23 protein-coding genes are annotated in these 19,400 nt (G+C 49.1%); 1 reads left to right on the plus strand and 22 read right to left on the minus strand.

From position 1 onward, the window contains the following. Positions 1–76 precede the first annotated feature (76 nt). From panD to WFK81_RS12460, 11 genes are all read right to left on the minus strand, one after another. Entirely contained in the window at positions 77–460 is a 384-nt protein-coding gene (panD, locus tag WFK81_RS12410; RefSeq protein ID WP_015844046.1) for an aspartate 1-decarboxylase, read from the minus strand. Then, positions 453–1,346: a pantoate--beta-alanine ligase gene (gene panC / locus WFK81_RS12415; protein ID WP_336786735.1), complete on the minus strand. Its 894-nt coding sequence runs from the start codon at positions 1,344–1,346 to the stop codon at positions 453–455. The genes panD and panC overlap by 8 nt, the downstream gene beginning before the upstream one ends. Beyond that, positions 1,321–2,241: a 3-methyl-2-oxobutanoate hydroxymethyltransferase gene (gene panB / locus WFK81_RS12420; protein WP_336786736.1), complete on the minus strand. Its 921-nt coding sequence runs from the start codon at positions 2,239–2,241 to the stop codon at positions 1,321–1,323. Before panB ends, panC begins: the two co-directional genes overlap by 26 nt. 246 nt (positions 2,242–2,487) lie before the next feature. Continuing rightward, complete coding sequence (locus tag WFK81_RS12425) at positions 2,488–3,468, minus strand: biotin--[acetyl-CoA-carboxylase] ligase (protein WP_336786737.1); 981 nt, start codon at positions 3,466–3,468, stop codon at positions 2,488–2,490. Between the two features lie 2 nt (positions 3,469–3,470). Beyond that, positions 3,471–4,727, minus strand: coding sequence for a CCA tRNA nucleotidyltransferase (locus tag WFK81_RS12430; protein ID WP_336786738.1), 1,257 nt, complete (start codon positions 4,725–4,727; stop codon positions 3,471–3,473). 25 nt (positions 4,728–4,752) lie between these two features. Continuing rightward, positions 4,753–5,916 carry an N-acetyl-alpha-D-glucosaminyl L-malate synthase BshA gene (gene bshA / locus WFK81_RS12435; protein WP_336786739.1) on the minus strand — a complete coding sequence of 388 codons (1,164 nt, stop codon included), beginning with the start codon at positions 5,914–5,916 and terminating at the stop codon, positions 4,753–4,755. An 81-nt stretch (positions 5,917–5,997) separates the two neighbouring features. Further along, positions 5,998–6,696 carry a bacillithiol biosynthesis deacetylase BshB1 gene (bshB1, locus tag WFK81_RS12440; protein WP_336786740.1) on the minus strand — a complete coding sequence of 233 codons (699 nt, stop codon included), beginning with the start codon at positions 6,694–6,696 and terminating at the stop codon, positions 5,998–6,000. Beyond that, a complete protein-coding gene (gene mgsA, locus WFK81_RS12445) occupies positions 6,693–7,118 on the minus strand; it encodes a methylglyoxal synthase (protein ID WP_132304754.1) in 426 nt (141 codons plus the stop codon). Before mgsA ends, bshB1 begins: the two co-directional genes overlap by 4 nt. A gap of 35 nt (positions 7,119–7,153) precedes the next feature. After that, positions 7,154–7,912 carry a 4-hydroxy-tetrahydrodipicolinate reductase gene (gene dapB, locus WFK81_RS12450; protein WP_442956062.1) on the minus strand — a complete coding sequence of 253 codons (759 nt, stop codon included), beginning with the start codon at positions 7,910–7,912 and terminating at the stop codon, positions 7,154–7,156. A gap of 48 nt (positions 7,913–7,960) precedes the next feature. Next, positions 7,961–8,503: a tetratricopeptide repeat protein gene (locus WFK81_RS12455; RefSeq protein WP_336786741.1), complete on the minus strand. Its 543-nt coding sequence runs from the start codon at positions 8,501–8,503 to the stop codon at positions 7,961–7,963. 54 nt (positions 8,504–8,557) lie between these two features. Then, on the minus strand, positions 8,558–8,893 hold the full coding sequence (locus WFK81_RS12460; RefSeq protein ID WP_336786742.1) for a nucleotide pyrophosphohydrolase: 336 nt from the start codon (positions 8,891–8,893) through the stop codon (positions 8,558–8,560). A 145-nt stretch (positions 8,894–9,038) separates the two neighbouring features. On the opposite strand from WFK81_RS12460, the gene WFK81_RS12465 reads away from it, so the two are divergent. Continuing rightward, positions 9,039–9,905 (plus strand): YitT family protein, encoded by an 867-nt coding sequence (locus tag WFK81_RS12465; RefSeq protein WP_336786743.1) that lies wholly within the window; start codon positions 9,039–9,041, stop codon positions 9,903–9,905. 2 nt (positions 9,906–9,907) lie between these two features. Here the strand turns inward: WFK81_RS12465 and WFK81_RS12470 are convergent, their stop codons facing one another. The 11 genes from WFK81_RS12470 to WFK81_RS12520 form a co-directional block, all read right to left on the minus strand. Further along, on the minus strand, positions 9,908–10,645 hold the full coding sequence (locus WFK81_RS12470) for a sporulation protein YpjB (protein WP_442956063.1): 738 nt from the start codon (positions 10,643–10,645) through the stop codon (positions 9,908–9,910). Positions 10,646–10,880: 235 nt separating this feature from the next. Beyond that, entirely contained in the window at positions 10,881–11,519 is a 639-nt protein-coding gene (locus tag WFK81_RS12475; protein ID WP_336786745.1) for a DUF1405 domain-containing protein, read from the minus strand. Positions 11,520–11,597: 78 nt separating this feature from the next. Then, entirely contained in the window at positions 11,598–12,470 is an 873-nt protein-coding gene (locus WFK81_RS12480; protein ID WP_336786746.1) for a c-type cytochrome, read from the minus strand. A gap of 18 nt (positions 12,471–12,488) precedes the next feature. Further along, entirely contained in the window at positions 12,489–13,160 is a 672-nt protein-coding gene (qcrB, locus tag WFK81_RS12485; RefSeq protein ID WP_015844031.1) for a menaquinol-cytochrome c reductase cytochrome b subunit, read from the minus strand. Positions 13,161–13,174: 14 nt separating this feature from the next. After that, positions 13,175–13,705 carry a QcrA and Rieske domain-containing protein gene (locus WFK81_RS12490; RefSeq protein ID WP_336786747.1) on the minus strand — a complete coding sequence of 177 codons (531 nt, stop codon included), beginning with the start codon at positions 13,703–13,705 and terminating at the stop codon, positions 13,175–13,177. 265 nt (positions 13,706–13,970) lie between these two features. Then, the gene (locus tag WFK81_RS12495; protein WP_336786748.1) at positions 13,971–14,441 is read right to left on the minus strand and encodes a DUF2487 family protein; all 471 of its coding nucleotides are present in this window, start codon (positions 14,439–14,441) and stop codon (positions 13,971–13,973) included. Between the two features lie 99 nt (positions 14,442–14,540). Next, positions 14,541–14,723: an IDEAL domain-containing protein gene (locus WFK81_RS12500; protein ID WP_127494125.1), complete on the minus strand. Its 183-nt coding sequence runs from the start codon at positions 14,721–14,723 to the stop codon at positions 14,541–14,543. A gap of 213 nt (positions 14,724–14,936) precedes the next feature. After that, entirely contained in the window at positions 14,937–16,118 is a 1,182-nt protein-coding gene (locus WFK81_RS12505; protein ID WP_336786749.1) for a hypothetical protein, read from the minus strand. A 966-nt stretch (positions 16,119–17,084) separates the two neighbouring features. After that, the gene (locus tag WFK81_RS12510; protein ID WP_336786750.1) at positions 17,085–17,678 is read right to left on the minus strand and encodes a histidine phosphatase family protein; all 594 of its coding nucleotides are present in this window, start codon (positions 17,676–17,678) and stop codon (positions 17,085–17,087) included. Between the two features lie 114 nt (positions 17,679–17,792). Continuing rightward, the gene (locus WFK81_RS12515; protein ID WP_336786751.1) at positions 17,793–18,395 is read right to left on the minus strand and encodes an anti-sigma factor; all 603 of its coding nucleotides are present in this window, start codon (positions 18,393–18,395) and stop codon (positions 17,793–17,795) included. After that, positions 18,392–18,988 carry an RNA polymerase sigma factor gene (locus WFK81_RS12520; RefSeq protein ID WP_336786752.1) on the minus strand — a complete coding sequence of 199 codons (597 nt, stop codon included), beginning with the start codon at positions 18,986–18,988 and terminating at the stop codon, positions 18,392–18,394. Before WFK81_RS12520 ends, WFK81_RS12515 begins: the two co-directional genes overlap by 4 nt. Between the last annotated feature and the right edge of the window lie 412 nt (positions 18,989–19,400).

Genomic DNA, 19,400 nt, shown 5'->3' on the forward strand with positions numbered 1-19,400 from the left:
TGTTATGCTCATTCTTTGTTTCGGGGATGCTTTTCATACCCCATGCCATTCGTTACATAGCGCTGGAACCGGAGCATTACAGAACGGTTGCGTGAATTTCCTCGGACAAGCTCTTCAGCGGACGGTTATCGCTGTCCAAAATCGTAACGATCGGCTTGTGAGCGCGCGCTTCTTCGTTGGACATGGAAGCATAAGAAATTATGATGACCTGGTCGCCCGGCTGAACCTGACGCGCTGCCGCGCCGTTCAGGCAAATAACGCCGGAGCCGCGTTTGCCGGTAATGACGTACGTTTCAAAACGCGCGCCGTTGTTGTTGTTTACGATTTGCACTTTTTCATTTTCCCAGATATCGGCCGCATCCATCAAATCCTCGTCAATGGTAATGCTTCCGACATAGTTCAGGTTTGCTTCCGTAACGGTAGCCCGGTGCAGCTTCGATTTCATCATCGTTCTATACATGATCATTCACCTCGGTAGTTGGTACGAATAAGGCATTGTCAATCAGGCGCGTTGAACCAAATTTGACGGCAAGCGCCAATATAAATTTACCGCTCTGTACAGCAATTGGCTCATTCAAGGCCGGGAGCTCCAGAGAAGGATAAGTCAGCCATTCCACGTAGTCAATGTCAGCCTGGCTTGCTTCGTTAATTTTCGCTTTTACTCTTGCAAGCAGTTCTTGGGGAGTAATGTCTTTCTCTTTAACCCAATCTTTGGAAAGAGTCAGAGATTGGGATAATACAACGGCCTGCTGGCGCTGCTCCGCCGACAAGTAGACATTGCGCGAGCTAAGCGCTAGACCGTCCGGCTCCCGTACAATCGGACATGGCACGATCTCAACCGGAATGTTCAGATCGTCGGTCATTTGCTGAATAACGGCCAGCTGCTGGGCATCCTTCATTCCGAAATAAGCCCGGTCCGGCTGAACCAGATGGAACAGCTTGCTGACAACCAATCCTACTCCGTCGAAATGTCCCGGTCTGGAAGCGCCGCACAGACGGTCGGTAAGCTGGCTTACAATAACCGATGTGCGCGGCTTTGAAGGGTACATTTCCTCTACATCCGGCATAAAAACGATATCGATGCCGTTCTCCTTCGCAATCGCGAGATCTCTCGCTTCATCGCGGGGATAACGCTCAAAGTCCTCGTTAGGACCGAACTGCATCGGGTTAACGAAAATAGATAAGACCGAAGCGGTGTTCTCCGACACCGATTGGCGCATCAGGCTGGCATGGCCTTCATGCAGGAATCCCATTGTCGGCACTAAGCCGATTGTCGCATTGTCGTTTGATTTTTTGATTTGTATAAGTTCGTTTTTAAGTTCAGCTATGGTTCGACACAAAATCACGCTTGGGAGACTCCTCTCTGCTTGCCTGACTGCTGGTTGTATTTGTTGCTGGTCCTGCGCCGTACAGGTGACTGATCGCTGCCGGCTTGGCGCCAAACGTATGCTCTTCAGCCGGGAAAGCGCCCGCTTTCACTTCATTGACATAGCTGCTGATGGCGCTGCGGATCGTGGAGCCGATATCCGCATAGGTTTTGACCATTTTTTTCTCGATATAAGGAGAAGAATATTGCAAAATATCATGATACACGAGAACCTGGCCGTCACAACCGCGTCCCGCTCCGATTCCTATCGTCGGAATCGACAATTCTCTGCTGATCGCTTCCGCAATAGGCTCTGTCACAAGCTCTAGGACAACCGCAAATGCTCCCGCAGCCTCCAGCGCTTTGGCATCCTCCATCAGCTTTTCCGCTTCCTTGTCCAGCTTGCCCTGCACTTTATAGCCGCCAAGCTGGTGCACGGATTGCGGCGTCAGTCCGATATGCCCCATAACCGGAATGCCGGCTTTCACGAGAGCTGCGACTTCAGGAGCAATCTCCGTTCCGCCTTCAAGCTTAAGCGCCTGGGCTCCGCCCTCCTGCATCAACCTCGCGGCATTGCGGAGAGTGGTTTCTCGGCCGATACCATAAGTCATAAACGGCATATCGGTTACGATAAAGGTGTTCTTCGCACCGCGCGCAACGGCGCGTGTATGATAAATCATGTCATCGAGCGTGACCGGTATCGTGGTGTCATATCCAAGTACGACGTTACCAAGCGAATCGCCGACCAGAATTACATCCAGACCGGCTTCCTCTGCCAGCACGGCAGACGGATAATCGTAAGCGGTCAGCATCGAGATTGGATTTTTGTCCTGCTTCATCTTCTTGAGGTTGGTGATCGTCAGACGTTTCCTCATTACGCTTCATCCCCTTTTAAGTTTTAGGATAAACACAAAAAAACCTTTTAGCCGCTGCTAAAAAGGTTCCCGAACGAAAAAGGAAACGTATGCTAAATAATTGCTTCCTTCTGTCTCGGTCCCTACGGCTCAGAGCAGAGTGTGCCTTGCTTGCTTACAACATCTATTACCCTTCGCAGTGCAGCTCTTACCAGATACCGCCTGCTTCCTTTATAGTAGCAAAAAAAGGCGTGCCCGTAAACGCCTTTAGCGTACGGGCTCGCCCATTTCGGCGGAGAATACGACAACGGTGCTGCCATCGTCTTTGCGAACGGTTAATGCGCCGCTTGCGTCAAGGCCAATCGGCACGCCGTCGATGGTTCCTTGCGGAGTGATCAATCGCGCCGGCTGGTTCAGGGATACCGATAACGCTTCCCAAAGCGTAATGATCGGCGCAAACCCTTTGTCCAGATAGAGGAAATACAACTGCTCCCACTCCTGCAAGAAATCGGATATAACCGTGATGCGGTCAAAGCCGTCTCCTCCGTTTGCAATTCGAAGGGAAGTAACCTTCTCCAGCATTTCCTCCGGATAATCCGTTTTCTCCAAATTTACGCTGATGCCGATTCCGGCAATGACATAGCGGAGACGTTCTTCTTCTGCCGTGGATTCGAGCAAAATGCCGCTAATCTTCTTCCCTTCGATCAGCAGGTCATTTGGCCACTTGATTCCGATCGGCAGCGTTGTAATCCGTCGCAAGCTGCGGCATAAGGCTACCGCTGTAAGAAGCGTCAGCTGCGGAGCGAAATGGATCGGCACGGACGGACGGAGCACCATGCTCATCCAAACGCCCTTTCCCTGCGGCGATACCCATCCGCGCCCCATCCGGCCGCGCCCGTTATGCTGCTGCTCCGCGATAACCAGCGTCCCTTCGGGAGCTCCTTCTTCCGCCAGCCTCTGTGCCAGATTTTGCGTAGAGTCAACCGCTTCATGCCACTCAATCGAGCTGCCGAATACGTTCGATTTCAGTTCGCTTATCAGCTTGGGTACAGACAAGGTATCCGGCGGCGACACCAGCTTATAGCCAAGACGTCTGGACGCTTCAAAGACGTAGCCAAGCGATTCCAGTTTCTTGATCTGCTTCCAGACGGCCGTCCGGCTGACGCCCAGCTCTTGGCTGATCATTTCTCCCGACACGTATGTTCCGGGATTTTGTTCAAACAATTCAAGCAATCGGTTAGTTGACATCGTTATCGATCCTCGGTATTCCATATTTGAGCTTGCTTAAGCAATAAATCTTTTTCATTTGGCAGCTTGTCCAGCGCAACCTCAAGCAGGAGTCGCTTAAGCAGCTCGCCTGTCCAAGCTCCAGGCACCCTCCGCAGTCCTTCCTCGAGTTGCTTGCCGTTCAGCTTCAGCTGCTTTAACGTCATTGCGGGCATTCCGTTCAGCCATTTATTGAACAAATTAGTCTGGTCATGAAGATGATGCTTCTGATCCCACTTGACTACCGAAAGCCACCTGCGGGATGCTTCCTCCCCAAATCGAAGAACCGTACTTGTCCAGACGAGCCGCAAATCGGTTATCTGATCTTGCTCCTCCATGGCGTAATTCACGGATAGAACGGACATTATTGCATTCGTCCTCTGCGTAGGAAGGCGAAGCGCCTTTAGAGTATCTTCTGCATCCGGAAGCGTAATCCCTTCTGCCATTAGAAGCGCGGCATAACGCGCATCCGGATCGGCAACCTTGTCTAATACGCTGTAAAGGGAAGCATGGCCTTTTGCAAGCTTTTCTGCTGCAGGCAGAGCCGTACCCGTATAACTTAGCAGATTGCTGGCTGCAAGCAGATGCAATGCCCGCCCGGGATGAGCTCCTCCGATCATGCGGTCAAGCTCGGCTTGAACCCGCTCCATGGCAATATATCGAAGCAGCTCCCGATGCTTGTTAAGCGCTCTCCAGGTCGAGTGAGCAACAGTGAACTCAAACTGCGAGGCGAATCTGATTGTCCGCAGCATTCTCAGCGCATCCTCTTGGAATCTGGCGTCGGCATCGCCTACGCAGCGAACGGTTCTTTTCTTGAGATCAATCAAACCGTGAAAAGGATCGTACAACTCTCCAGCTGCATTCATCGCCATTGCGTTTATGGTTAAATCACGGCGCAGCAAATCGCCGTCCAAGCGGTCGATGAACTCGACCTGCAATGGGCGGCGATGCTTCTCGTATTCCGATTCCGTACGGAAGGTCGTCACTTCATAAGAACCGCCTTGATGAAGAACCGTCACCGTTCCGTGCTGAAGCCCTGTCGGAATGCAGCGCGGAAAAATCGACATCACCTGCTCGGGTCTGGCCGATGTTGCAATGTCAACATCCTTAATCGGCAGTCCCATTGCGGTATCTCTTACGCAGCCTCCGACAAATACCGCTTCAAAGCCCTGCTGCACAAGCGCTTCAAGCAAGGGTAATGCCTGCAGCATGAGGTTTGGCAAAGCGAAGCGTACTTCCATTGGACTTAAGCACTTCCTTCCGTTATTAAGCCTCGCATACCGGCATCGGCAAATCGGCTTCCATTCCTAGAACCCGATAATAGATTTGTTCATATTGCGTGGTAATGACATCATTGCAGAACTCGTTGCGCGCACGGAACAAGCAGGCTTCCTTAAACGACTGATGAAGCTTCTCGTCCTTGAGCAGATGAGTGGCATAAGCGGCCATTCCCTCAACATCTCCGATTGGGCATAAATAACCGGTCTCGCCGTGGGTCACGAGCTCAGGGATCCCTCCGGCATTTGAACCAACGGTCGGTACTCCGCAAGCCATCGCTTCCAGCGCAACAAGACCAAAACTCTCCTTCTCCGAAGGCAGGAGCAATAAATCAGCCATGGATATAACCTGTGCGACGTCCTCTTGCTTGCCAAGGAAATGAACGCGGTCTTCCAGCCCCATTTGGCGGATCTTGCATTGGATTTTGGACAATTCCGGACCCTCGCCGACAAGCAGCAGTTTGGCTGGAATTTGCGAGGACACGCGTTCGAAGACATCCACAACGTCGCTAACTCTCTTCACGGGACGGAAATTCGAAATATGCATAAGTATTTTTTCATGCGGCTGTGCATAATCAGCCCGTAGCGATGCTGCGTCGCGCGGATAATAAACGCGTTTGTCAACAAAGTTGTAAGTTAGATCTATTGGACGCGTTATATCCAGAAGCTGTCTCGTTTCATTAATCAGGTCCTGCGATACAGCCGTCACGGCATCACTTTCGTTAATGGCCAGACGAATCAAATCCTTCAGCGATTCATCCTGAGCAAGCACGGTAATGTCCGTGCCATGCAGCGTTGTAACGGTTTTGAAGCCGTCGCCAATCATTTGTTTGGCCAGATGCGCGCATACGGCGTGAGGGACAGCGTAATGTACGTGAAGAAGATCCAGCTTCTCCATTTTGGCGACTTGCGCCATTTTGCTTGCTAACGATAAATCATATGGCGGATAACGGAAAACGTAATAATCATTAACTTCAACTTCATGGAAAAAGATGTTTTTATTAAATTTCCCGAGACGGAACGGTATGCTATGGGTAATAAAATGAATTTCATGGCCGCGTTCGGCCATTAACTTGCCAAGCTCCGTAGCTACAACGCCGGAACCGCCCAGGGTAGGATAACACGTGATTCCGATTTTTAGTTTACGTGCCATATCGTTAAGTCCACCCTCTCGTGTAACATGCTGATATTCTATATATTCGACATCATTTTGATTATGCGGTTTTTTCTTTTGTTAAAACCATTCAACGGCATGCGGACGCTTAATGGCAAAGCCCTCCGCATAATTCCAGCCTCGGGTCTGGCCAAGCAGGCTATCCCGAGCTTCTACGCGCTCTATATAACGGTCCGTAAGCGGAGTAGCCACACGGTCTTCACCGGGGGCAGCCGTTTGAAATTGAGATTGGTAAGCCATTAAAGATTGTCTCTTCTTGTCGTAAAAATCAGATACGTTAACCATCAGAGAGACGTTATCGACATCGTTTATGTAATAATAGATGAATTGTTCAACCTGAACGGCCGGCAGCTCCGGCATATAGCGGCGAAGCTTTGCATTAAACACGGCCTCTTCAACCAGCTTGCTGCAGGCGATATGGTCCGGATGACGGTCCACCCAATAAGGAGCGAACACAATACGCGGACGGGCACGGCGAATTTCGGCAACGATAGCATCGATGTGAGGCTTGTTGATTTCGAGTCCGCGGTCCGGCAATCCCAGATTGGTACGGGTATACAAACCAAGCACCGAGGAAGCCGCGGAAGCTTCCTGCTTCCTGAGCTCCACGGTGCCGTTTGAAGACATTTCCGCTTCGGTTAAATCACAGATACCTACCCGTTTCCCGGCAGCCGTGTACTTCGCTATCGTACCGCCCATCCCGATCTCCGCATCATCCGCATGCGCCCCAAAGACGAGAATATCCAGCGGTTCGCTCATGGCGCATCCACACCCGGCTTATATTTGTGAACAAGCTCGCGCCATGCGAAATCGCCGCGTGCCAGCGCACGGACAAGCAGCTCTGCGGTCGCTACGTTTGTTGCAACCGGAATGCCTTGTACGTCGCAAAGACGGAGCAGCGCGATAATATCCGGCTCGTGAGGCTGTGCCATGAGCGGATCCCGCAGGAAAATAATCAGATCCATCTCGTTTTGGGCAACCAAAGCGCCGATCTGTTGATCCCCGCCAAGCGGACCGGACATAAAACGTTGGATCTGCAGATTTGTTTTCTCCATAATACGGGTACCCGTTGTACCGGTAGAATACAATTCATGCGGCGCAAAGACGCTCTCATAAGCGGTCACGAAATTAACCATCTCTTCTTTTTTACGGTCATGCGCGATAAAAGAAATTTTCAACATTCTATAATCCCCACTCTTTCTAGGCTGTATATAGATTAGTCCATCAAATGCTCAAAGCCATAAATCAATCCGCTGTAGTTCATCACTTTCTTAACCGCTACGTTAACGCCAGGCATATAACCGGCGCGGTCATAGGAATCATGGCGGATCTTCAACGTTTGGCCATAACCGCCAAATACAACTTCTTGCTGCGCAAATACGCCTGGGAGTCTGACACTATGTATACGGAAGCCGTTATAATATCCGCCGCGCGCGCCTTCAATGACTTCTTCTTCATTCGGGTTGCCTTGTCGAAGCTCTTGGCGAACCTGGGAGATTAATTCGGCGGTTTTGATTGAAGTACCCGAAGGGGCATCCAGCTTTTGATCGCCGTGATATTCGATAATCTCAACATGGGGCATATATTTGGAAGCTTCCGCTGCAAATTTCATCATCAGAATGGCACCGATCGAGAAGTTTGGGGCAATAAGCGCGCCAATCCCTTTTTCCTGGCAAAGCTTGTCCAACTCTTCGATTTGTTCCGGCGTAAACCCGGTTGTGCCCATAATCGGACGGACGCCATGCTCAATTGCGACCTTAGTATGATGATAGGCAAGCGCCGGCACGGTGAAATCGACCATAACGTCTGCCTTAGCATGGCTTAATGCTTCCTCAATTGTTGCGCTAACGGTAACTCCCGTATTCGCTTTGCCCGCAAATACGCCTGCGTCCACAGGACCTGCTGAAGGAGCGACGGCAGCAACGAGCTCGAGCGCCTCGTCCTCCAGCACCATTTTCACAACTTCACGGCCCATTCGGCCGCTTGCTCCGATTACTGCTACCTTTATAGCCACCAAGATCACCTATTCCTTCTGTTGTTGTTTGCCCATCACCCGTTTGCGCAGCATTCTGCGCTTCCGATTCACATCAGCGAATAAACGGCGCGCCGCGGAATGACCGGGATCTAATCTAATTGCTTCCTTGGCGTTTATGACGGAATCCTCCAACCGCCCCATCTCCGAGTAGGTTAACGCAAGCAAATAAAACGCCTCGAAGCTAAGCGGATCCAGCTCTGCCGCCTGCTGCAGCAAAGGTATGGCCTCCATATATTGCGATGGCTCTTCGGCAAGCTTCTGCTCCGCTGCAGCCACCAGTAGTCTCGATTCAATGGTTTGTAAATGGTATTGATATTCGGGATGATTTCCGTCAAGCTCTACTGCTTGCTTCGCATATTGATGCGCCTTGGTCCATTTACCGCTCCTGGCGCATGAAACCGCGCATATATGTTGATAGCCCGCATTTAGAGGTTCGGCCGCAATCGCTTGCTCGAACCAGTAAATCGCCTGTTCAAAATCACTGTTAAGAATAAACTCATACGCCTTCTTCACGCAGCTTTCCCCGTCCATCTGCCCATCCTCCTTGTACACAGGTTGATGGTACAGCATATGTAAAGGTGCGTTCTACTGTTCGCCGTTTTTTCTAGTCCAGCGGTTAGCGTCACGGGTATTGAATTTATTCATGACTTTGTTATGCGCTTCGGTCAAGTCAATGTTGAGCGAATTTGCAAAACAGGACAAGATAAACAAAATATCGCCAAGCTCCATCTCAATGGAGTTTTCTTCTTCATTCGGCTTTTTTGGTTTCTCGCCGTAATAGTGATTCACTTCTCTAGCGAGCTCGCCAACTTCTTCGCTCATTCGCGCCATAAGCGCTAACGGGCTGAAGTAGCCCTCCTTAAATTGACCGATATAAGCATCCACTTCGCGTTGGATATCGGCTAAAGATTTCTCTGGCATGTGTGAATGACCCTTTCTCACTTATGTATAACGCTAATATCACCTATGTTAACGTAAAGAAGCGCTGAAAACAATGTTTTTTGAACCGTCTATTAAGCTATAATACATAAATAGCCTGTCCAAGAACTTAAAAGGAGTTTACTTTATGTCACGGAAATTCATGCTTCAGCTTCAAACCGTATTGCCCATTTTGGTTGGTACGGCCATCTATGCTTTTGGACTTCATTATTTCGTTATTCCGAATCAGTTAATGGAAGGCGGCGTAACCGGTATTGGCGTCTTGCTCAACTACGCAGCCAATATTCCTTTGTCCCTTTCCACGCTGATTCTGAACATACCGCTTTTCCTGATCGGCTGGAGGAAATTAGGCCTTCGCGAAATGGCCTATACCTTGGTTGGTGTCGTATCCTTATCCGGCTTCCTCGCCCTTATGGAATGGATGATCGACAAGGGCTGGATTGTCACCTTTCATAATTCCCATGATTACCTGCTTGCCGCGCTTTATGCAGGCGTTACCCTGGGAGGCGGATTAGGCATCGTATTCCGAGCAGGCGGAACCACCGGCGGAGTGGACATTATCGCGAGAATTGCCTCAAGGCGCAAGGCGTTCAGCATGGGACAATTTATTTTGCTCACGGACGCCGTTATCATCGGGATTTCTTTACTGTACATTCCGATCGAAAAGGTTTTGTACACGCTCGTTACGGTGTTTGTTGCTTCCAAGCTGATTGATTTCATACAGGATGGCGCTTATGCAGCCAAATCCTTCTCCATTATTACCGAGCAAGGCAAGGAAATGGCTGCCCAGATCACTTCCGAGCTGGACCGCGGCGTCACTTTAATGCCGGCAAGAGGAGCTTTTTCCGGACAATCAAAAGAGGTCGTCTACTGCGTTGTTCAGCGGCAAGAAATGCGCCGTCTTAAGAACATCATACGCCGTATCGACCCCAAAGCGTTTACCGTTATTAGCGAAGTTCACGATGTGCTTGGCGAAGGATTCAAAGAAGAATAAGCTTAAGACAATGGCTTCACGCCATAAGGCTGCTGCTTGTACTTCCTCCAGCCGGTATAAGTAAGAACCGCCATGATGATAGCACCAAGAAGCAAAATCCAACTAATGGGATGCGCATCTCCAACCGGTGCCACTACCGGCTCTTCGTCCTGCGAATGACCGTTGTCGAATAACCGGTTTACCGAGAACTCAAGGTCCGATATCGAATTATCCGTCCAGTCCTGCTTGGTCTGCCCTTTCATTCCCGCTTCAAGCAGTACGTTCGTGTAATGCATCCGATCCCGCAATTCATTTATCCGTTCCGTTGGCCGCTGCATCGAAGCAGCGGCTTCAATACGCGATAAATGTTGATTAAAGCTATTCATCGCAGCTCTAGCCGCTATCGCTCCATCGTCCGTCTGCCTGTTCCAGGAGCGATTCACCCTCTCCAAATCCTCCAGCATCACTTTCTCATACTGCAGCCATAAAGCATGATCCGGACGCAGCAATGCATCCGTCGTCAAATGAATGCGTGCCGCTGCCGTCAGCCAATCGGAGGTTACCTTTCCGTTTTTAAGCGTGTAGGTAATCGAAGCAATGCTCTCCTCCATCAGCTTCCATCCGGCAACTTGTCCTGCTTGTCTGATTTCGCTCTTGTTCACAAGCTTATCCAGCTGCTGGACGTATTTATAGCCGGCTTGGCGATTATTCATATAAGCAGCTTCGTATAGCGCTGCTGCCGTCTCGTCTAGGCGAAGCAGCTCGTTCCTAGATTCGTTTGCATTGCCTGTCCTGAGCAGGTCCGCAGGAAAGGCCTTGGCAGCCGTAACCGAACAGACGGTCATGACGATACATAAGAATAATGGCAGCACAATTCGTATCTTCATGGACATCCCTCCTAAAAAACCGCTTAATAGGCTTGTCCTTGCTTGGGCCCATGCGGTGATATACATCATAAGCATCTGCTATGACCACTTTATGAAGGGATGTCCGTACTTATGTCTCTTTTCTTGCCCTTAATGCAAGCCCGCCGACAATAAAGCTGAAGATCGTTAAGCTGTATGTAAACCATTTGACCGCCGTCAAATCATCCATAAGCCTGTCCGAAAGCCATGGAAACACATCATACGTATAGTCTACGGTGTCATTTAACAGCAGCCATAACGTACCGATCACGGCTGCCCCTACACCAGCTCTCATAAAACGGGCATATAACAGCACTTCTACGGCCATTGCCGTATGCGAAATCATAAGCATCCAATGCTCCCATTGAAGCGGATCCCCCTGCACGCTTCCCGCTACAATCATAGAAACCGCCCAAATGCCATATTTAATAGAAGTAACGACCGCGAGACCTTCAATAATCATTCGCGCTCCGTTTACAAAGCGGGAGTTGCCCTGCGGTGGAAACAGCCAATACAGTAACGTAAGAGTAAAGAACAAGCTTGCCGTTGGACTATCCGGTACAAAGACAACCTGCCACAACGGATGATGGCTCACCGTATCTTCGATCTGATTGCCATACCAGATGTAACCGTATACGGTGCCGAGGAAATTACAGATAAACATTACCCATAAAAAGAGGCGGTTTAATAAGAAAGATCGGCTCCAGAACCAAGATATAGGTATGCCCATTGAAATATACGCCCCTCTTTCGGTTAGATTTGAAAAAACCTGACCGCATAAATACGATCAGGTTTTTAAATGGTGCTATTATTCAGCCGGCGCTTTTTGCTTCGCAAGCCAAGTTGTTAATTGGTCAATCTCTGCAGCCGATAACTGATCTTTGAAAGCTGGCATGCCGCCGCGGCCATTGGTCACGGTGTTAACCAGTTCTTCCTTCGACAACCGGTCGCCTACGCCAGTCAAAGCCGGTATCTTCGGCGGATTGCCCTTCAGATCGTTAGCATGACAAGCAACGCATTGCGCTTTCTTGACAATGTCCATTGCCGGGTCATTGGCGTCAACCAGTGCAACCGTTTTTGTCGGCTTCGTAGCGCTAGGAGGCTCTTGACCTTTCTCTGCAGCTTCACGAGCTTTCTCTTCACGGACCTTATGTTCCGGAATCGAATTCGTAGCTTCCATCTCATGCGTGTAGTGACTCCAGGAGATAACCGTCAAATACACACAGGCGATCAAGGACAAGAACATGAGCGACGAAGCAATTGGACGGCGGTAGAACCTGCGCTCTTTGCCTGTATCCAGGAACGGAGCAAGCAGCAGTCCCCCAAACATAATAGCCGGAACCCCCATCGTGCCAAGCACGATGTAATCGCCAGAAACCCATGGATATTTCAAAAACTGATACAGGAACAAGAAGTACCAGTCCGGCATCGGAATAAAGGATGCATTCGTAGGGTCCGCCGGATAACCGAGCGGTGCGCCTTCTGCAATGGTCCAAGTCAGGAAACCAACCAGGACTACGCAGCCCACCATCCATTCCTTAAGCAGGAAGTTCGGTATGAACGCTTCCGATTTACCGGGGTAGGACGTATAATCTGGCGGAATGTTTGGATGATTGCTTTTCTTCACCCGCGAGTCGCCAACGTAAACGACCTTCTCGTTCGATTTATGACCGTGCGCCATAATAAATCCTCCCTTCGCTTAAAGTGGTCCCGAAATGCCTTGCTTCCGAATCATCAGGAAGTGCGCTGCAAGCATTGCAATCAGAGCGCCAGGCAGGAAGAATACGTGAATTGCGAAGAAGCGTGTTAGCGTTTGCGCGCCTACAATGTCGCCGCCGTACAGGAACTCACCGATGTAAGGTCCGATATACGGAACGGATTCCGCGATCTGTACGCCTACCTTCGTTGCAAAGTAAGCTTTGTTATCCCATGGCAGCAGGTAGCCCGTGAAGCCAAGGCCTAACATGATAAAGAAGATCAGCATCCCTACGACCCAGTTCATTTCACGCGGAGCTTTGTAGGAACCCGTGAAAAATACACGCAAGGTATGTAAAAACATCATTACGATAACCAAACTTGCGCCAAAGTGATGCATGCCGCGAACAATGCCGCCAAACGCAACCTTATGGTTCAAGTAGTCAACGCTCGCATAAGCATTGATGATGTCCGGTACATAGTACATGGTAAGGAACATGCCGGACAAAATTTGAATTACGGTGATAAAGAACGTCAAACCGCCGAAGCAGTAAACGAATGCCGAGAAGTGGTGAGCAGGGTTAACGTGCTCCGGTACTTCATGGTCCGCTACATCCCGCCAAAGCGGCGTAATATCAAGACGTTCGTCAATCCAGTTATACATCGATTTAAACATCTGCTATTAGCCTCCTACACGCGAGAGTTTGCTTTAATCGGACCTAAATACACAAAACCGTTTTCAACTTTCACTTCATATTCATCTAATGGATTTGGGGCAACTGCAAGGTTTTTCCCGTCAACGGTATATCTTGCACCGTGGCAAGGACAATCATACTCGTGATGGCCGAGCGTATTCCAACCGATTGTACAACCGAGGTGCTTACATACCGGAGAAAGCGCAAAAATCTGATTATTTGCGTCCTTCGTAATCCAGGCAGAAAGTTCGGGATCGCTTACATACCAGCCATCGACCTGATGAATTTGGAACTTGAATTCTTGAGGCTCAGTTGTTATTTTGCTCTCTTCAACTACTTTAACCCATGTTCCCTTAGCTTTTTTTGCCAAGAGAGGATCAACCGCAAAACGGACCATAGGCAAAACCGCGCCACCAACCATGAATGCAGTCGTACCGCCGAGTGTATACGACAAAAATTGACGCCGGGACATCTCTTTGCGTTGAACCGGACGATGCGCGGTTTCTTGATGTTCGTGGTTACTCATCTTCTGTTCTAACCCCCTTTGCCAACCATTTCTCGCGTTCAGCCACACGGCAAAACGCTTGACGAACTAGGACATAAACTATAATAGCCTAGGCGCTTGGGAGCGTCAAGAATATGGCTCGCGATTTATTTACCTATAAAATGCCATTCACAAATTTGTTGGCAATTTGTCACATTTAACCTTGCCTTAACTTTTGTTTCCCCAAAACCCATTTTTTTTATTCAAAAATACCCCCGTTTGGAAGATGACAGCGCTTTATTGTCGTTTAGGAGTCGCCGCGGTTCCACAAAGCCTGAACGGCTTTCGACACATTTGCGGCAGTTGGCGCTTCCCCGTCCCCTTCCGGACAGATTACAAGATCTGCATCCGGGCACTTCATACTCTCCAGATCCTTAGCGGAGATGACGATGACGAACCGGAATCCGGATTCCTTTAACGATCGGCAGGTTTTCGAAACGAGTGCCCCCGCAGAGTCTTCATTCATGTAATGCATCGCAGGATAAGTTACGATTCTTCCTTTAAAAGGAATTTCAACGAGATCCATTACGTCCCTTAACCGCTCAAGCGCAAGTGTTGCTTCAAACGGTTGCTCCAATCCCGTCATTCCGGTGACCGGCAGCAAGCATGTGTCGAGGTAAGGCTTAAGCTCGTCCCATTGCTGCTCAGTGATGTCGCTAAATTTCATTTCCTGCTCCCTTTCCTGTTGAGATTCGTCCATAATCTCTATGTTACCCATAAAGGGGGTTTTTGCCAATCCAAACAACAAAAAAACTCCCGCTGCTATGACGGATCCTTAAGTCCTCCATCATAGGGCGGAAGTTTCTATTCGCGCAAATTAGCTCTTTAATTGATTTAATTGAGCGGCTAAACGGTAGAACGTATCCTCGTCTCCAACGGCCAACGCTTGATCGATCGCTTTGTAGATCTGATCCGAGCGAAACTTGTGAACGGCTTCGTCTAATACCATTTCCGCTGCTAATCCTAGCATTGCTTCATAAGCAACTTTCATTTTGTCCATAGGATACACCTCCAAACCGGCGTTAAAGAGATCCTATCGTCTTTGACTATCGTCACGCGGTGATTCAAGTGAAAGAGTATAGGTCAACTCGTCATTCTCAGTCACAATCGAACCGGCTCCTACTTTAAGCATATTCACCATTCTGCGCGCCGATAAGTACGATTGCCCCCATTCCAATTAATATGCCATCGCCTAGTTGGTTTGATAGAAAAACTAATAGAGAAACATCCGATCCTGATCTTCGAGATTTACTCCCGCGACAAGCGCCCTTCCGAGTTTGGTCATCCGCACAACCGTCCCATGCTCCTGATGCTCTCCGATCCGAAGCATGCCGAGATGAACCATCATTCCAATCAACCGGATATCCAGCACCTTGTCCGCTGAATCATAATAGAACGGCTTGACGAAGGGAATGAGCACTTTGCGCAGCGAATCAACCGTAACCCATTGCTCGGCCAGATTGTTCATCCAATGCACTAGCGCATGGATATTCGGGATTGCCCCTTTGTACAGCTTCAGCCAGAATTTATAGATCTGCTCCATCTCATTGGCCGGCTTGCCGCGCAACCGTTCCTCCCCGACGGACGATAAAGCCAATACTAGATTATCGTCCGCGAAATACTTCATATAGCTGCAATAGTCGAATAGGAGTGACATCCGGTTCGGATAATGGTGAAAATGCCTGCCGTATCCGAATCGCCATTCGCCTTTGCCGGGCAGCTCTTCCGTAATGGCCAGCTTTTCTAAAATCTGCCCGCTGAACCGTTTGTACATCGAACCGTCTGCCGACAGCTGCACCTCGTTGTGGTAAATATAATGAAGCAGCTGGTAAATATCCTCCTGCACGAGCAGCTGCTCGTCCCGGTACATATGCGGCTCATCCGTATAGTGGAGCTCAGCTGTAAACTTTTTGCGAAGCGTCTCGCGGAATCTCGTTCTCAGATCCTGCGGCACTTGGAACATATAACGATTCGTTCCGGTTACTCCGTTGAACAGCCATCCTTGTTGCTTAAACCTGGAGATCATCTCGCGGGGACCGGATTCTTTGGGCGCTTCGGCCTCGACTTGCTTTTTCTTTGTACGTTTCGTTTTCTTCTGCGGCGGTTCTTCCGCTGGCGGCTCGGGTTCGCCAAACTTGCTTTGCTGAACCCTTGCAATCAGCTCTTCCAGGCTGAAGGAATCTCTTGATTCAAATAGGAGAGAATTCAAGAACCGCATTTCGTCCAGTTTCATACTGCTGATCTGCGCCTCAAATACATCTTTCCGGCTGACGGTTGAGAGAATCGACTGAATCAAATCATTTTTTGAGTGGCCATTGCACTCACATTGATACACGGAGGCGATCCGGCTCAACTGCTGAATATCCGCATAGCCCAACATATCCGACAAATTCATGGTATCTCTCCTTTCCGCAACTGCCCGCCGTTTGTGTCTCGATCGCGAGCTTATTTGATTCGCTAGCAATAATTAGTACCATTATGGGAAGAATTTTGAATTTTAAAACTAGTTGTGTGAAAAAGCTTCACATTGCATTAAAAAGCTTCGGTAATGCACGCTGCGCAAGCAAATGTTCTTTCGATCGCCGTTGATACCGGATTCCCTTCGATTCGAAGTTGTATTGAGGGGAATCCGGATATCAAAAGCGAACGCTGCGCTTCTCAATGAACATTTGCTTGCTCCGCTTCCGCTCGCTCGGTTTTCCACACAAAAAGCCCTGAAAAATTCAAAGACGGGAACAGCAAATAGGGCTGCCATTGATCTTGGCAGCCCTAGGCTATTAAGTACTTACCGCTGCGCTTCTCAATGAACATTTGCTTGCTCCGCTTCCGCTCGCTCGTTTTTCCACACAAAAAACCAAATAAAATTCAAAGACGGGAACAGCAAATAGGGCTGCCATAGATCTTAGCAGCCCTAAGTTTTTCGTACTTACCGCAGCGCAAGCAAATGTTCTTTCGATCGCCATTGATACCGGATTCCCTTCGATTCGAAATTGTATGGAGGGGAATCCGGCAATCAAAAGCGAACGCTGCGCTTCTCAATGAACATTTGCTTGCTCCGCTTCCGCTCGCTCGGTTTTCCACACAAAAAGCCTTTAAAATCCAAAAGCGGGAACGGCAAATAGGGCTGCCACTGTTCTTGGCAGCCCTTGTTCTTCATAAAAAAGGCTGCCATGTAAACGGCAGCCTAAACTGTTGTTAAAAAAAAAAAATAAATTGACGAGGAGCGAGCGGCGAATGTATCTCTTGGAGGAGCGAAGCGTTCGCCTTTGTCACTTCTGAATACACCTTATAAAATCTAATCCATATTCAGAATGACAACAGCGGCCGGAAAGAGATACATTCCCGAGAGTGACCTATTTCGTCAAACTCTCGAATTCGCCTCCTCTAGGTGACGAGTACAATTATATAGAAGCGGAGCCCATTGTTCATCCTTCAACTGCAGAATCGAGTAAGAAAGATTGCCCAGATGCTGCTTCTCAAGGTCGACGCAAAGCGTATCAAACATTTGTGCCAGAAATCCGCCATGGGATACAACAAGCAGTCTGCCTTCCGGCCGCTTTTTCTGCCATTCCTCCAGGAATGCCAGTCCTCTGGCGCGGACCTCCTCGTCCGTTTCCAAGCCTCGCGCAACCTCACGCCAGTTCTCGCCCCACCGTTCCACTCTCTCGGGCAAGGTCAGTCCTTCGACCTCGCCGAAATTACGTTCCCGCAAACGCGGGTCGCCGTCCAGCAGCGGAATATCCAGCTTGTCTGCAATAACGGCAGCCGTCTGGCGAGCGCGCTGCAAATCACTCGATATAACGGCATCCCACAGCTTTTCGTCTTGACTTAATCGTTCGGCAAGCGCATTCGCTTGCTTTTTTCCTAGCTCATTTAACGGAATATCTGTTTGGCCTTGAATCTTTCCCAGCGCATTCCAATCGGTATTGCCGTGCCGTACCATGCCAATAATCAATTGTGATTCCTGCCTTTCCGAATAAAATGAGAAAACCTCTATTGCGGCTCCCGAATATCAACGGCAGCGGCTAGAGGCTGGATAACTGAACAACACCTTTGTTAAGCTTGCGCATTAGCTTCGCGTTCTAGACAACCAGTTCAATATCAACAACGTCATCACAACCCCAAGAAGGGAAAGGGCTACCCAATATTGCGGGAAGGTTGGGACGACCTGCAGAACAAAAGGATCACTGACGCTGGCCACGGGGACTTCAAACTCAGCGCTGATGACAAAATCGCTGCCGGATGCATTTGCGGTATCCATTAATCCGGTCAGTTGAGCCATCTTTTCTTCCGGTGTGCCGTGTTCGTTTCCTTTAATGAAGAAAATAAGGGAACACGCGAATATTGCCAGACAAGCGGACAGCACAATAGCAAGATTACGCCTGAAAGCAGGCGAAAAATAATAATTTTTCTGGGAAACCGGCATCAGCCACGATTGTTCTGCATAAATGCGATCCATAACGCTGCGATTGACATGCTCCATCTGGGCGGTAACAACTTCATCCTCTTCCGAAAGCTTGATGATCATCTCTTCGCTTTCTTCCCATAGACGGTATTGTTCCGCACAATGCTCACAGTCGAGCAAATGGGCCTCCATCGCTTCCCGTTCGGCGTCTTCCTCAGATAAATATCCGAAGACATCGAACTTGTCTTGTACGTCATCGCATTTCATCGTGTGTTCATCCCTTCGTATTCTTCCATCATCGGCGTATCGCCAAAGTAAGGCTCAAGCTGCGACTTTACGCTGGCTCGTGCCCGGAATAACAACGATTTTACGGAGCTGACCGTTTGCCCCAGAATGTTGGCAATCTCCTGGTAATCTAACTGATCATACTCCCGCAGAATGAGTGCTGAGCGTTGTTTCTCAGGTAAATTGTTAATCGCTTCGCGAACCATCGCCATCCGCTCATTGCGCAGCACATGCTGCTCCGGCACCTGATCAGGAGGAGCGGCCGGCATCATATTCGTCTCATCGAGCGGGACATGCGCAGACTTCTGCTTGCGCAGTTCACTAAGTACTGTATTTCGTGCAATCGTATATAGCCACGTCGAAAAAGAAGCATCCACTTCGCGGAAGGAATGGAGGCTGCGGTATGCTTTATAAAACGTCTCCGAGCACAAATCCTCAGCGAGCAGCTCCAGCTTGGCACTCTTCAACATATGGTAGATAAAGGCTAGTATCTTGCGTTGGTAACGGCGCATCAGCTCCGAATAGAGCTCGATGTTACCGTCTTTGATCTCACGTATTAATTGGGAATCAGTCATGACAGGCGAACCTCCTCACCTGCGAATTCTTCTTCCCAGTTCGATTATGTATCCTTATACCGAACCGGAAGCGAAAAGTTGCGGTCATTATCATAAAAAATTTCAATAAATACGATGTATGTAATTCGGTTCTCAATATGCAAAATCCTGCTTGTTTCGACAAAAAGGATTTTTACCCAAATTTTAACAATAGGAACTGTCCTTCCGTATTGTAACATACCTCCATGCATTAGTCTCAAAAAATAAGTAAACTCTAATTTCCAGCATGCAGGAATTTGTCGGAATTAGAGTAATCCGCTTGTCCAATAAAAAAGAACAAAAAAAAACCACTCCGAAGAGTGGTCAGCATTCATATTGAACGCTATAGTTTTGGATAGGAGTGGAGAGAAACCATACTGTACTTTTATTATAT

This window comes from Paenibacillus sp. MMO-177 (assembly GCF_037147795.1).
Lineage (GTDB): Bacteria > Bacillota > Bacilli > Paenibacillales > Paenibacillaceae > Pristimantibacillus.